Here is a 13,807-nt window from a genome sequence, read left to right on the forward strand (position 1 = left end):
GACTCCTCACCAGTTGCGGAATTTCGAGGGCGGCCGGTAGAGGCCGCCGGACCAGCGCGCGAGGTCCTTGATCGAGCGCGCGGCGAGCAGGCTGCGGTCGACGTCGAGCACATTAATGCCAAGATCCTCGGGGCGTTTGATGATGCCGCGCTCGCGCAGGCGCTGGACCATTTTGGCGTCGCGGCCACGTCCGACCTCCGTATAGCCGGCGACGCCGCGCACGGCCTGCTCGCGCTCGTCCTTGTCGCGGCAAAGCAGCAGATTGGCGATCCCTTCCTCGGTCACAATGTGGGTGATGTCGTCGGCGTAGATCATGACCGGGGCAAGCTCCAGTCCGAGCTTTTCAGCGAGGATCAGCGCATCGAGACTTTCCACGAAAGTAGGGGCATTGCCTTCGCCAAAGGTCTCGCCGATCTGCACGACGAGTTTGCGGCCGCGCCGCAGCGCCGGCAGGCCGTCGGGGTCAGCCTCGCGGCCGGCCTTTAGCCAGGGTTCGGCCGGATGACGGCGCCCGCGCGCGTCGGAGCCCATGTTGGGCGCGCCGCCAAAGCCGGCGATGCGCGAGGCGGTGATTGTGGAGCTGTTGCCGGAAAGGTCGATCTGCAGCGTCGCGCCGATGAACATGTCGCAGGCGTATAGGCCGGCGGTCTGGCAGAAGGCCCGGTTCGAGCGCAGCGATCCGTCCGGGCCGGTGAAGAAGATGTCGGGGCGCGCTTCGATATAGTCGTCCATGCCGACTTCGGAGCCGAAGCAGTGGATCTGCTCAACCCAGCCCGATTCGATCGCAGGAATGAGCGTCGGATGCGGGTTCAGCGCGAAACGGGTGCAGATCTTGCCTTTGAGGCCAAGACGCTCGGCGAAGGTCGGCAGCAAGAGCTCGATCGCCGCCGTGTTGAAGCCGATGCCATGGTTCAGCCGCTTGACGCCATAGGGCTCGTAGATTCCCTTGATCGCCAGCATGGCGGTCAGAATCTGTGTCTCGGTGATGGCGCCTGGATCGCGTGTGAACAGCGGCTCGACATAGAAAGGCTTTTTCGCCTCGACGACGAAATGCACGCGGTCGCCGGGGATGTCGACGCGCGGCAGTTTTTCAACCACCTCATTGACCTGCGCGACGACGACGCCGCTCTTGAAGGCGGTCGCCTCGACGACGGTCGGCGTGTCCTCGGTATTGGGGCCGGTGTAGAGATTGCCGTCGCGGTCGGCGCTGACCGCCGCGATCAACGCGACATTCGGCGTGAGATCGATGAAGTAGCGGGCGAACAGTTCGAGATAGGTGTGGACGGCGCCAAGCTCGATCTTTCCGCCAAACAGCATTTTGGCGATGCGCCCGGCCTGCGGGCCGGAATAGGCGTAGTCGAGTTTCTTGGCGACGCCTGTCTCGAAGACGTCGAGATGCTCGGGCAGGACAACGCCCGACTGCACCATGTGGAGATCGTGGATCTTGGCCGGATCGACGCCGGCCAGCGCGCGGGCGAGGAGATCGGCCTGTTTCTGATTGTCGCCTTCGAGGCAGACGCGGTCGAAGGGGCGGATCACCGCCTCGATCAGCGCGCCCGCGTCAGCGGCGGCGACGATTTTGCCGCGCGCGAAGGCGGACCCCGCCGCGATCCGCTGCGCCAGCGCTTCCCGCTCAGCGTTCCATCGCCTCATGCTTCGCTCCCCCCTGAACTTTATTAGTCTCAAGCCGGCTGCGACAGCGCTTTTCCGCGCGAAAAGGCGCCCCGGCCCGGATTTGACGGACCCATTGTGCATACAAAAAAAACAAAAAGGCAATATCCCGCATACACAACTTGCAAAATAAAATGAGGCTGACGTAAGCGCCGCCTTTGCGGAAAGAGAATTTCCTTCATGCTCCAGCCAGCGATGTGGCCATCTCCTTTTTTAAATATGCTTTATTTTACAACTATATAGAAAATACGGTGCAGGAGAATTTCGCTTGCGCATCCATTTGAGGATATGGCTTGGCCGCGGGAATTGCCAAAATAAATTTGTATACACAGTTGCCTTTATTAGCGGATAACGTATACTTTACCAGTCGCCAACAAGAGCGACGTTTTTTGATGGAGGAACGCGCAATGAGACCATGTCTCGTCGCCGGCGCATCGCGCGCGGCTTTCAGGGAGGGCGCAGGATCATGACGATCTTCGGCGTCGCTCTTCTCTCCCTCTGCACCCTCATCGGGGTGTTTCTTGGCGATCTTCTCGGCGTCGCGCTCGGCGTCAAGGCGAATGTCGGCGGCGTTGGCATCGCCATGATGCTGCTGATCGCCACGCGGATCTGGCTCCAGAAATCCGGCGGCCTCAATCATGGCGTCAAGCTCGGGATCGAATTCTGGGGCACGATGTATATCCCCATCGTCGTCGCCATGGCGGCGCAGCAGAATGTGGTCAAGGCGCTGAGCGGCGGCCCGCTGGTGCTCGTCACCGCTGTGACGGCGGTGACCGCCTGTTTCGCAGCGACCGCGCTGCTCGGACGCATCGGCCGCGAGCGGCCGTCCGACGTGCATGACCCGGAAGAGATCCAACGCGGCGGCGACATTATTGCCGGCGACCTCATTCCCGACGCCCCGGCCAGGAAGGTCTGAAAGCCATGTTGCACATGATCGAGCACGTCTTCACCGAGCAGAGTCTCGTCGCCGCCTTCTTCGTAGTCGGCGCTGTGATGTGGATCTCCCTCATCATCTCGAAACGCCTAACCGCCGGACGCATCCACGGCTCGGCGATCGCAATTCTCATCGGTCTCGGCCTCGCCTATGTCGGCGGCGTCATCAGCGGCGGCCAGAAGGGCCTCGCCGATATCCCGGTCTTCGCCGGCATCGGTCTTCTTGGCGGCGCCATGCTGCGCGATTTCGCCATCGTCGCCACCGCCTTCGAGGTCGACGCCATCGAGGCGCGCAAGGCGGGGCTGATTGGCGTCGTCGCCCTCGCCATCGGCACGGTCCTGCCCTTCCTCATCGGCGCTGGCTTTGCCGTCGCCTTCGGCTATACGGATGCGGCCAGCATCACGACGATCGGCGCCGGCGCGATCACCTATATTGTCGGCCCGGTGACGGGAGCGGCGATTGGCGCGAGTTCGACCGTGATCGCTCTTTCCATCGCCACCGGCGTGTTGAAGGCGGTGATGGTGATGGTGTTCACGCCGATGCTCGCCAAGATCATCGGCCTCGACAATCCGCGCTCGGCGATGGCCTTCGGCGGCCTGATGGGAACGGTCAGCGGCGTCGCCGGCGGTCTTGCCGCAACAGACCCCAAGCTGGTTCCTTATGGCGCATTGACGGCAACCTTCCATACCGGCATCGGTTGTCTTGTTGCGCCGTCGATCTTCTTTCTGGCGGTTCGCGCCATCACGGGATGAGGAGCGGGCATTATGGCCAAGGGCGTGCGCATAGGCGCCGGAACACTTGCGTCCTTGAGAGTGGTTGGAGAGGATCCGGGTCTTCTCTCGGATCAGATTCGCAACGCGCTGACGGATGAAATCGCCTCCGGCCGTCTTCCGGCCGGAGCGGCCCTCGACGAGCAGGATCTGGCCGATCGCTTTGGCGCCTCGCGTACCCCAGTGCGTGAGGCTTTGCGTCAATTGTCGGTCAGCGGGCTTGTCGAGATGCGGCCGCGCCGCGGCGTCATCGTCACACGGCTGACGCCCGAGCAGATCATGGACATGTTCGAGACGACCGCCGAGATCGAGGCAATGTGCGTGCGCCTTGCGACCTATCGCATCACGCCGCTCGAACGCAGCCGTCTGCTCGAAATGCACGAACAGTCGAAAAAACTCGTCGACCGGCGCGATATCGACGGCTACGACGCCTTCAACACCCGCTTCCACGAAGCCATTTATCTAGCAACCCACAATGGCTTCATGGCCGAGCAGGCGGTCAACATCCGCGCCCGGCTGAAATCCTTCCGCCGCACCCAATTGCGCCAGGCCGATCGGATCATCCGCTCGCGCGACGAGCATGACGGCATCATGACCGCGATCGCGCAGGGCGACGGCGAGGAAGCCGCCCGCCGCATGCGCGCGCATATGCTGAATGCGGCAAGCGCGCTCGGCGCCTATTTCTCCGGCCTCGATCCCGAAAATTGAGACCCGGCCTATTCGGCCGGATCCTCGCCGTGCGTCTTGCGCCTACGCCAGCGCGGCGTCGAGCGTGATCTCGGCGTTCAACACCTTTGAGACGGGGCAACCTTGCTTCGCTTGATCTGTGAGCTCGGCGAATTTCGCCGCGTCGATCCCGGGAATTTTTGCGCGCAGGATGAGATGGGATTTGGTGATGGCGAAGCCTTCGCCCTGTTTTTCGAGCGTTACTTCGGCATGCGTGTCCATCTGCTCGGCGGTGAATCCCGCCTCGCCGAGGATTAGCGAGAGCGCCATGGTGAAGCATCCCGCATGGGCGGCGCCGAGCAATTCTTCCGGATTGGTGCCCGGCTGGTCTTCAAAGCGGCTGGCGACGCCATAGGGATAGGCCTTGAGCGCGCCGCTTTGTGTCGAGATGGAGCCCTGCCCGTCCTTGAATCCGCCCTGCCAGGCGGCTGATGCCGTTTTTTTCATGAGTTTCCTCTTAATCGTTACGCCGGCTGCGCCGGCGCCACGGTAACGCTTTCAGCCCCCGCAAAGCTCCGCCCGAGAGCGATTGTTTTGCTAGCCGAAACGATAGCCGGAAATCGGCGCGCCGAAGACGTGATCAGAATAATCACGCACGCCCTTGTCGGCGCCGGCGGCGCCTGCTGCGACCATCAGCGGGATCAGATGATCCTCATGCGGCTGGCTGATGCGCGCGCCCGCGGCGTTCTCCCATCCCGCCAGCGCCTGCGCGCGCGCGGCCGGGTCGAGTCCGACAGTCTCATCGAGGAAGGCGTCGAATTTTTCGGCGATTTTCAGAAGGCGCGGATCGGCGCCGTAAAAATTCTGCAGATTGTGGAAGCTCATGCCGCTGCCGATGATCAGCACGCCTTCGTCGCGGAGGGGCGCAAGGGCCTCTCCGATAGCGATATGCGTCTTCGGATCCATGCCCTCGACGAGGGAGAGCTGCACGACGGGAATATCGGCCTGTGGATAGAGCAGCAGGAGAGGGATGAAGACGCCATGATCGAAGCCGCGCTCCTTGTCCTCTCCAGCGTCGATCCCAGCCTGTTTCAACCGCGCGACGATCTCCGCGGCGAGGCGAGGGTCGCCCGGCGCCGGATAGCGCAGCTCATAAGTGTGCTTCGGAAAGCCCTGATAATCATAGATCAGCGGCGGATTGGCGCCGGCCGTGACGGTCGGGCGCTTCTCAAGCCAATGGCCGGAAACGACGAGGATCGCGCGCGGGCGGACGCCGGCCGCAGCCGAAATCCCGCGCAGATAGGCCTCCATTTTCTTCCAGGCGTCGGGGGCTTTCGGCGGCGGGTCCATGAAAAAGCACGGGCCGCCGCCATGCGGAATGAACCAGACCGGCAAACGATGGGCGCCCATGTTTCAATCTCCTGCTTTCGTCGCCTTGAGATCGACGTCGACGCCGACCTCGAGCGCCACCCATTGTCCGAACGCCCAGACACCCTGACCGACGCCGAAGTCGGTGCGGATCAGTTCGAGACGCCCCTTTGCCGTCGCGGCGTCGCCGTTGATTGTCAAGGTGAAGGGCAGCACGATATCCCTCGAGACGTCCCTGATGGTCAGTCGGCCCAGCGCATCATAGGCTCCCGCCCCCTTGGCGATGAAGCGGGTCGTCTCGAAAATCGCCTCGGGGAATTTTTTCGCGGCGAACCATTCAGGTTCGGGCAGGGCGCGGTCGCGCTGTCCGTCGCCCGTGCGCGCGCTCGAAAGATCGATCGTCACCCTGGCGTGGCCGGATTCGGGATGGGCCGGATCGAAGGCGATCTCGGCGCTCCATTTGCCGAAGCTGCCCTGGAAGGGGACGCCCGTCTGCATGCCGGAGAAGCCGATCCGGCTTTTATGCGGGTCAGCGATCCAATTCGCCGCATGGGCGGGCTCCAGCGTCAAGGCGGCCAGCGCGATCGCCAGTTTGAAGTGTCTCATGAGTTCTGCTTCCGGGTGTTGCGCGACGCCGGCAGCATGCGCGCGAGAACGCCGTCGCGCAGCACGAGGGCATGGCGCAGCGCCGCCGCCGCGTGAACCGCAACCAGCGCGAGCAGCGCATAGACGCAAAGATGATGCGCGAGCTTGAAAGCCGCTTCGACCGGCGCCTTGTTTTCGATCTCAGCGAAAAAAGGCAGATGCGGCCAGGGGAGGACGCCAAACAGCACGGTCGGAATGTTGTAAGGCGAGGCCGAGACCACTGCCCAGCCGGTCAGCGGCGCAAGCAGCATCGCGCCGTAGAGGCCGATGTGAGCGGCCTTGGCGGCGCGCCGTTCGGCTTCCGGCATTGCGTCCGGAAGCGGCGGCGGCCTGTGCGAAAGCCGCCATAAGATGCGCAGGAGGACGGCGAGCAGCACCGTGACGCCGATCGACTTGTGCAGCTGATAGAGTTCAAACTGCTGCAGCGTCGAAAGCGTCAGCCGCGTCATCGAAAAGCCGATGACGCCAAGGGCGACGACGCCAAGGGCGATCAGCCAGTGCAGGGCGATGGCGACGCCGTCATATGCTGGCTCAACACGCGCGCTGCTCACGGCCGATTCGCCCCGCCTATTCCTTGCGCTCGAAGCCGGCGCTGATGATGAGGCCAACCTCGTCGCCGATCAGCGGCACATATTTGGTGACGCCGAAATCGCTGCGCTTGATCGAACCCGTGGCGTCGAAGCCGACCGTATATTTCTTGTTCAGCGGATTGGGCCCGGCGGCGTTGTAGGTGACGGCGAGCGTCACCGGCTTCGTCACGCCATGGAAGGTGAGGTCGCCGGTGAGTTGACCGGAGCCGGCCCCCGTGACGACGAGCTTGGTCGATTTGAAGGCGATGTCGGGATATTTGGCGACGTCGAACCAATCGTCGGCTTTCAGTTCTCCGTTGAGCTTGGCGTTGGTGGTCGAAATGGTCTTGGCCGGAATATGGATCGCCACCGCGCTTTTTTCAGGCGCCTTGGGGTCAAGCGTCAGCTGCCCGGTCACGTCGGTGAATTCGCCGTACCAATTGGTGAAGCCCATATGGGAGACCTTGAAGAGGACGCGCGTATGGGTCGGATCGACGGCATAGCTTCCGGCTTCAACCGCGGCGGGGGCCGTCTGGGCTTTGGCCGGAGCGCTGAGGAAAGGCGCGGCGAGAAGGGCCGCCAGCAGGGCCGCCTTGGACGGAATTTTGTTCAACATGCGAGGCTCGCTTCCTGAGTTTCGGGGCGCATGGCCCGGTTGGGCGATCAATAGCGCGTTTCTTTCGCAGGAAAACTGATAAAGAGTTGATCGACTCTATCGAAACATTCGATCATGCCCGCGCTGACCCCTTCCTATGACCAATTGCAGGTCTTTCTCGCCGTCGTCGACGAAGGCAGTTTTTCGGCCGCCGCGCGGAGTTTGAAAAGAGCGCAATCGGCCGTCACCTACGCGATCCAGAAGCTGGAAGAACAGCTCGACGTGCGACTGTTCGACCGCGCGGCCTACCGGCCCGCGCTCACCGAAGCCGGACGCGCCTTGCTGCCGCGCGCGCGCCTCGTCGCCGACGAGATGCAGGCGCTGCGCAACCACGCCGAGGCGATCGCCGCTGGAGCGGAGCCGGAGCTGCGGCTTGTCGTCGACGCCATGTTCCCGATGGACAGGCTGGTCGAGTCGCTGCGTCTCGTCAGCGCGCGCTTTCCGCACTCGCCGCCGCGCATCTATGTCGACTCGATGGGAGCGGCGGCGGAACTGGTGCTGAATGGCGTCTGCGCCATTGGCCTCCTGCTCGAATTCAGCAGCGTTTCCGAGCACCTCCAGCGCGACAAGCTCATCGACATCGCAATGATTCCGGTGGCGGCGCCAAACCATCCGCTGGGCGCCGCCGACAGCCCCGTGTCGATCGAGGATCTGCGCCCGCATGTGCAGCTCGTTTTATCGGATCGGTCCGGGCTCTCCGGCGATCGCGACTACGGGGTGTTTTCGACGCGGACCTGGCGCATCGCCGATCTTGGCGCAAAGCACGCCATGCTGAAGGCCGGGCTCGGCTGGGGCAGCCTGCCAGCCCATCTCGTCGCCGAGGATCTTGCCAATGGGCGCTTGCGGCGCCTCACGATTCGGGATGAGGCCGGTTTGAGCGAAGTCGTCCGGCTGCCGCTCTGCTCCGCTTTTCGCCGCGATCGTCCGCCGGGCCCGGCCGGCCGGCATCTTCTCGCCCATCTGTCAGCGGGCGCGGCGCGAAAGCCCGCGTGATGGAGAGAGTCAGATTCGTGTGGTTGGCGCCTTCGCCAAGCCAGGATGAAGCTTGTCATCGCTCGCCGCCGACAGGCGCGCGCGCCGCCGCGCCTTACGGTCGGCTTTCTGGAACTCTCGCTTGATCATTACGCTACGCATGTCTTTAATAATAAGATCAGGCCGCGAGGTCCGGTCGCCTCCCCACCTCGGAAAAGCAATGTCCATACCGCCGGGTCCAGCCGCGCCCTTGCCGCTGCCCAGGAAACGCCTGTGACCGCGACGGACGCGCGCGGGGAACAGCCGGCGTCCCTCGCCGCGGCCGGCGCGCGCGATGGGCTCGAGATCGAATTCGGCCTCTGCTCGCGAACCGGAAAGCGCGAGCGAAATGAGGATTATGCGGGCGTTTATCTTGGCGCTCCCGAGGAGAGGGCGACTCTTGGCGTCGTCGCTGCGCTCGCCGATGGCATGGGCGGCGCCAAGGGCGGCCGCGTCGCCGCCGAACTTGCCGTGCGCAGTTTTATCGACGGCTATGTCAGCGAGGCTGCGTTGCGCGGCGTCCGGCTTGCCGGAGCGCGGAGCCTTGAGGCGATCAACCGCTGGACCCATGCGATCGGCCGCGCCGACGCCGCCTTGCAGGACATGGGATCGACCTTCACCGGGCTGGTGCTGCAAGGGCGGCAGGCGCATGTGCTGCATGTCGGCGATTCGCGCCTCTACCGGCTGCGCGACGGCAGGCTGACGCTGCTCACCAATGACCACACGCTAAGAGGAGCGGGGCGCAACCACATCCTGACCCGGGCTATCGGCCCGTCGCCTGCGCTGCAAATCGATTATCTGAAAGAAGAAGCGCGCACGCATGACCGTTATCTCATCTGCAGCGACGGCGTCCATGGCGTGCTGCCGGACCGCGCCCTGGCGGAGGAGCTGGCGCGCCGGACTTCGCCCGAGGAAACCGCGTCCCACATCATCGATGCCGCGACCGACGGGCGCAGCGCCGACAATATGACGGCGATCGTGCTCGACGTGCTGAGTCTTCCTGTCGCCAATCTGGCGGATCTCCAGCGCGCCGCCGCCGCCTTGCCGATCATCCCGCCGCCGTCGGTCGGCGAGCGCGTGGATGATTATTCTCTAAGCGCGATCCTCGCGGACGGACCCTATAGCCGGGTGTTTCGCGGCCTCGACGAAACCACCGGCCTGCCGGTCGTCGTCAAATTGCCAAAACCATCGGTGGCGGCTGATGCGGTGTTGCGTCAGGCTTTTTTGCGGGAAAGCTGGATTACCACGCGGATCCGCAGTCCCTTCGTCGGGGAATGTGTCGACGTGCCGGCGAGCCGGCGCTCCTGCCTTTATACGGTGATGCCCTTTTACGAAGGCGAAACGATGGAGCGGCGGCTTACCCGGACGCCGACCATCCGGCTCGCCTCCGGCCTTCAGATTGCGATTGCGCTGGCGCGAGGGGTCGCGGCGCTGCACCGCGCCGGCGTCATTCATCGCGACATCAAGCCCGACAATGTGATCTTGCAAAACGATGGCGGATTAAAGCTCGTCGATCTCGGCGTCGCCCGTCTGCCGCAGCTTGAGGACGTCGCCATGGCGGCGGCGCCGGGCACGCCGAGCTTCATGGCGCCTGAACTGTTCGAGGGCGCGCCGGGGGACGAATTATCCGACCAGTTTGCGTTGGGGGCGACGATCTTTCGGATGTTCTCGGGCGCCTATCCCTATGGCGAGATCGAGCCATTCTCCCGCCCGCGCTTCGGCCGCCCGGTCGGTTTGTTGAAGCTGCGCCCCGATCTGCCGGCCTGGATCGACCGCACTCTGTCGCGGGCCTTTGCGGTCAAGCGGGAGGACCGGTTCAACGATGTGCTCGAGCTCATTTATGAGTTCGAGCACGGCGCCGACCGCGCCAGCCCGGCCGACGACGTCCGGCTGCCGCTTTACGAGCGCAATCCGCTGATGTTCTGGAAAGCCGTCTCGGCGCTGCTTGCCATAGCGCTTTTCGCGGCGCTTGCCGCGCTGCATCGCTGAGAAGGCGAGTCTGTCTGCAAGCCGCTCAGCGATGGACCAGAACGGGGACCTTGCAATGGGTCAAGACCTTGGCCGTCTCGCTGCCAAGGATCAGCGCGGAAATGCCCTTGCGTCCATGCGAGGACATAATGATGAGATCGGCGCCCTTTTGCGTGGCGGTCGAAATAATGGCCTCATAGGGGCGGTCGTTTTCGACCTGCACGGTTTCCAAGGCGACTCCGGCCGCCGTGGCGATCGCGGCCGCCGCGTCGAGGGTCTTGGCCGCCTGCTCCGCGATCCGCGCTGTATAGTCGGCGGGCGTGTCCTCAATCATGGCCGCTTCAGCCGAAAAGACCTGGAACGGCAGCGTGACCGTCAAAAACGTGACCTTCGCGCCGATCTTCTGGGCGAGTTCGACGCCGTGGATCACCGCCTTTCCGGCAAGCTCGGAGCCGTCGGTCGGGATAAGAATATTGGTGTACACGCGTTTCTCCCTCGATCATCTTTGATTAAAGCCTTGCGGCGTGTGTCGCCTGATTGGCTTATCCTCGATACATGGCCTAAGCGTTGAGGTTGATCAATGCGGGATCGGCCGCGCCGGTCAGCACGAGGCAAGGCCCGTGCGATATTGAGCTGAAACGAGGACGACGCTGGGGCGCGGGCAATGGGCTTTCGCCACCCGGCCGAATTGGCGCGCGGGGGGCGTGAATGCGTTTGGGGCAAGGTTGCTTCGCCACAATATTTATGGAGCTGCGGGCTCCCTCCTGGCGGCGCCGAATGCTGTGAAGCCTGCGATGAGAGAGTTGAACGTTACAGCCCAAAGGTCCGATGATCCAGCCGCGCCGCCAAACTTCCTGGGGCGCCGCCGAAAATAAGGAACCGCAATGAGCAACAATCCCGCCGCCAATTCGCCGACCCCTGTTCCGCCCGACCCGCTGGCGCCCGGGAGCCGGCCACTCGTCGCCTCGCTCGGCCGCGCCATGGGCGCGCATTGGAAGCTGATCCTCGCCGAGGGCATCCTGCTTCTCGTGCTCGGCGTTCTCGCCGTGATGACGCCCTTTGTCGCCGGCGTCGCCACCGCGCTGTTCCTCGGCTGGCTGTTTCTCTTTTCCGGCGTCGCCGGCCTCATCTTCACCTATCAGTCGCGCGGCGATCCGGGCTTCTGGTGGGCGCTGCTGTCGTCCGCCGTCGCGGTTCTGGCCGGTCTTGCGCTTTTGGCGAATCCGGTCGGCGGCCTGTTTTCCCTGACCTTCGTTCTGATCGCCTATTTCATCATCGACGGCATCGTGACCATCATGCTTGGCCTCGAGCAGCGCCGCCACCTGTCGGGGGGCTGGCAATGGGTGATCTTCAGCGGCGTCGTCGACCTGATCCTCGCCGCCTTGGTCATTTCCGGCCTGCCGGGCTCGTTCCTTTGGGCGGTCGGCCTGCTCGTCGGCATCGATCTCGCTTTTGCCGGCGTCTCGATCATCAGCCTTGCTCTGGCGGCGCGCAAGGCGGCCGAGGCATGACGCCAAAACGCCGGCTTTGCGCCGGCGTCATGCTCTGACGCTGTGTTGACAGGCCCGGATCTTCATCCGGCTTGCGAGAGCACCGCGGCGGCCTTGCGCGCGAGCTGCTCCAGGGTGAAGGGCTTGGCGAGAAGATTGACGTCTCGATCGAGCACGCCGTTATGAATGACGGCGTTGCGGCTGAAGCCTGTCGTATAGATGATTTTGAGGCCGGGCCGCGCGTTGAGCGCGGCTTCGGCGAGCTGGCGTCCGTTCATCTCGGGCATCACGACATCGGTGAACAAGAGGTCGATGTCCGGCCGCTCGGCGATGATCCGCAGCGCCATTCTCGGGCCATCGGCCAGAAGCACGCTGTAGCCGAGATCACGGAAGGCCTCGGCGGTCAGGCGCAGCATGCGATCCTCATCCTCGACAACGAGCACGACGATGTCCGGGGTTCCGGTCGGGAGCGGGGCGTCTGACGCGGCGGCGGAGCGGGCGGGCTCAAGATCGTCGCCGAAGAAGCGCGGCAGATAGATCTTCATCGAGGTGCCCTGGCCAATCTCCGAGTAGATCTTGATGTGGCCGCCGGATTGTTTGACGAAACCGAATACCTGACTGAGGCCGAGCCCCGTGCCCTTGCCCGGCCCCTTGGTCGTGAAGAAGGGGTCGAAGGCCTTGGCGGCGATCTCGGGCGCCATGCCGGCTCCGGTGTCGCTCACGCTGACCAGAACATATTGGCCCGCCGGCACGCCGACGTGGAGAGCCGCGTAGTCTTCGTCGAGACTGGCGTTGCATGTCTCGATCGTCAGCTTGCCGCCGTCCGGCATGGCGTCGCGGCCGTTGACCGCCAGATTGAGGATTGTGCTTTCAAGCTCGCTCGGGTCGGCGAAGGTGCGCCACAGGCCTCCGGCGAGAACGGTCTCGACCTTGATCGTCTCGCCGAGCGTTCGGCGCAGCAGATCGGACATGCCGCCGACGAATGTGTTGCAGTCCACGGGTTGCGGGGCAAGGGGCTGCTGGCGCGCAAAGGCGAGCAAGCGATGAGTCAGGACGGCGGCGCGCTCGGCGCCATCGAGCGCCCCGTCGGCAAATTTCATAAAATCCTTCTCGCCGCGCTCGACGCGCCGCTTGAGAAGATTGAGGCTGCCGATCACCACAGCCAACATATTATTGAAATCATGCGCGATGCCGCCGGTCAGCTGGCCGATCGCCTCGAGCTTTTGCGACTGACGCAATTGCTGCTCCAGCTGCTCGTTCTGCGCCATCTCATCGTGAATTTTTCGGTTGGCGAGCTGTAGCGCAACATTGGCGTCGTCGACGGCGGCAAACTGCTTCTGGCTGTCGCGGATCGTCAGGGCGCCAAGCAGGACCGCGAGCAAGAGCGCGAGGATCACTCCCGCGCGGACGAGTTGCGCCGTGCGCAAAACATACGTCTGCCCCTCGGCCACCAAATGCTGCTCGGAGGCCTCGATCGCCCGGACGATTTCGCGGGCGCGATCCATCAGCTTCTTGCCCTCGTCGGTCTGGATGAGCGCAGCCGCCGCCTCGGTTTTATTCTCGCGGGCGAGATCAATTGTCTTTTGCAATTCCGCGAGTTTCGCTCTGGCGACTTCGTCCAGCGCAGCGAGCGGCTGGCGCAGCCGGTCCTCGCGGTAATTCTCGCGCAGCGCGTCCATTTCATCGCCGATCTCGCGCGCCGCTCCGACGTAGGGATCGAGATAGCTTGGCTTCTGCGTGAGAAGAAAACCGCGCTGTCCCGTTTCCGCGTCCTGCAGCAGCGAAAACAAACGCGCAACGCGCAGTTCGAGTGCGACGTGGCGCTGCATATTGATCTGATCTTGCTGCAGTCGCGCCACGAGAAACAGGGTGGCGCCGATAATTCCAACGAGCAGAATCAGCGCGACGCAAAGCGAGACGATCGATCGTTTCCGCAGGAAAATAGGCATCGATCTCTCCTGGACGCGGCCTCTTGGCGCTTGCGCGAGGGGATCGCTCGAAAGGGGGGGGCGAGTTCGACGATAGCCGCCTGTGCCCTGGGCGACAAGCTGAGCGGTTGC

Annotated in this window: 14 protein-coding genes; 6 read left to right on the forward strand and 8 right to left on the reverse strand. The window is 63.8% G+C overall.

What is annotated here, in order from left to right; all coding sequences use genetic code 11:
• Positions 1–6: 6 nt before the first annotated feature.
• Positions 7–1,653 (reverse strand): malonate decarboxylase subunit alpha, encoded by a 1,647-nt coding sequence (gene mdcA, locus CR492_RS00290; protein WP_102841735.1) that lies wholly within the window; start codon positions 1,651–1,653, stop codon positions 7–9.
• Between the two features lie 484 nt (positions 1,654–2,137).
• Here mdcA and madL point away from each other — a divergent pair, with 484 nt between their 5' ends.
• The 3 genes from madL to CR492_RS00305 are packed head-to-tail and all read left to right on the forward strand — an operon-like array spanning position 2,138 to position 4,083.
• On the forward strand, positions 2,138–2,587 hold the full coding sequence (madL, locus tag CR492_RS00295) for a malonate transporter subunit MadL (RefSeq protein ID WP_102842286.1): 450 nt from the start codon (positions 2,138–2,140) through the stop codon (positions 2,585–2,587).
• Positions 2,588–2,592: 5 nt separating this feature from the next.
• Positions 2,593–3,357 (forward strand): malonate transporter subunit MadM, encoded by a 765-nt coding sequence (gene madM, locus CR492_RS00300; RefSeq protein ID WP_102841736.1) that lies wholly within the window; start codon positions 2,593–2,595, stop codon positions 3,355–3,357.
• Positions 3,358–3,369: 12 nt separating this feature from the next.
• A complete protein-coding gene (locus CR492_RS00305) occupies positions 3,370–4,083 on the forward strand; it encodes a GntR family transcriptional regulator (protein WP_245411910.1) in 714 nt (237 codons plus the stop codon).
• Positions 4,084–4,125: 42 nt separating this feature from the next.
• Here the strand turns inward: CR492_RS00305 and CR492_RS00310 are convergent, their stop codons facing one another.
• The 5 genes from CR492_RS00310 to CR492_RS00330 all read right to left on the reverse strand — a co-directional run bounded on the left by CR492_RS00310 (position 4,126) and on the right by CR492_RS00330 (position 7,239).
• Positions 4,126–4,548 (reverse strand): OsmC family protein, encoded by a 423-nt coding sequence (locus CR492_RS00310; RefSeq protein WP_102841737.1) that lies wholly within the window; start codon positions 4,546–4,548, stop codon positions 4,126–4,128.
• A gap of 90 nt (positions 4,549–4,638) precedes the next feature.
• Complete coding sequence (locus CR492_RS00315) at positions 4,639–5,451, reverse strand: DODA-type extradiol aromatic ring-opening family dioxygenase (protein ID WP_102841738.1); 813 nt, start codon at positions 5,449–5,451, stop codon at positions 4,639–4,641.
• 3 nt (positions 5,452–5,454) lie between these two features.
• Positions 5,455–6,015: a YceI family protein gene (locus CR492_RS00320; protein WP_102841739.1), complete on the reverse strand. Its 561-nt coding sequence runs from the start codon at positions 6,013–6,015 to the stop codon at positions 5,455–5,457.
• Positions 6,012–6,605, reverse strand: a complete 594-nt coding sequence (locus CR492_RS00325; protein ID WP_102841740.1) for a cytochrome b — start codon at positions 6,603–6,605, stop codon at positions 6,012–6,014. Before CR492_RS00325 ends, CR492_RS00320 begins: the two co-directional genes overlap by 4 nt.
• 16 nt (positions 6,606–6,621) lie before the next feature.
• Complete coding sequence (locus CR492_RS00330) at positions 6,622–7,239, reverse strand: YceI family protein (RefSeq protein ID WP_102841741.1); 618 nt, start codon at positions 7,237–7,239, stop codon at positions 6,622–6,624.
• Between the two features lie 114 nt (positions 7,240–7,353).
• On the opposite strand from CR492_RS00330, the gene CR492_RS00335 reads away from it, so the two are divergent.
• Positions 7,354–8,271, forward strand: a complete 918-nt coding sequence (locus CR492_RS00335; RefSeq protein WP_102841742.1) for a LysR family transcriptional regulator — start codon at positions 7,354–7,356, stop codon at positions 8,269–8,271.
• Between the two features lie 252 nt (positions 8,272–8,523).
• Positions 8,524–10,278, forward strand: a complete 1,755-nt coding sequence (locus CR492_RS00340) for a bifunctional protein-serine/threonine kinase/phosphatase (RefSeq protein WP_245411911.1) — start codon at positions 8,524–8,526, stop codon at positions 10,276–10,278.
• Between the two features lie 25 nt (positions 10,279–10,303).
• On the opposite strand, the gene CR492_RS00345 is transcribed toward CR492_RS00340, so the two are convergent.
• Positions 10,304–10,741, reverse strand: coding sequence for a universal stress protein (locus tag CR492_RS00345; protein ID WP_102841743.1), 438 nt, complete (start codon positions 10,739–10,741; stop codon positions 10,304–10,306).
• 400 nt (positions 10,742–11,141) lie between these two features.
• Here CR492_RS00345 and CR492_RS00350 point away from each other — a divergent pair, with 400 nt between their 5' ends.
• Complete coding sequence (locus CR492_RS00350; RefSeq protein WP_102841744.1) at positions 11,142–11,768, forward strand: HdeD family acid-resistance protein; 627 nt, start codon at positions 11,142–11,144, stop codon at positions 11,766–11,768.
• A gap of 62 nt (positions 11,769–11,830) precedes the next feature.
• On the opposite strand, the gene CR492_RS00355 is transcribed toward CR492_RS00350, so the two are convergent.
• The gene (locus CR492_RS00355; protein ID WP_102841745.1) at positions 11,831–13,696 is read right to left on the reverse strand and encodes a CHASE3 domain-containing protein; all 1,866 of its coding nucleotides are present in this window, start codon (positions 13,694–13,696) and stop codon (positions 11,831–11,833) included.
• Positions 13,697–13,807 lie beyond the last annotated feature (111 nt).

Origin of the sequence: Methylocella silvestris (genome assembly GCF_002891535.1) — a bacterium.
Classification (GTDB): Bacteria; Pseudomonadota; Alphaproteobacteria; order Rhizobiales; family Beijerinckiaceae; genus Methylocapsa; species Methylocapsa silvestris_A.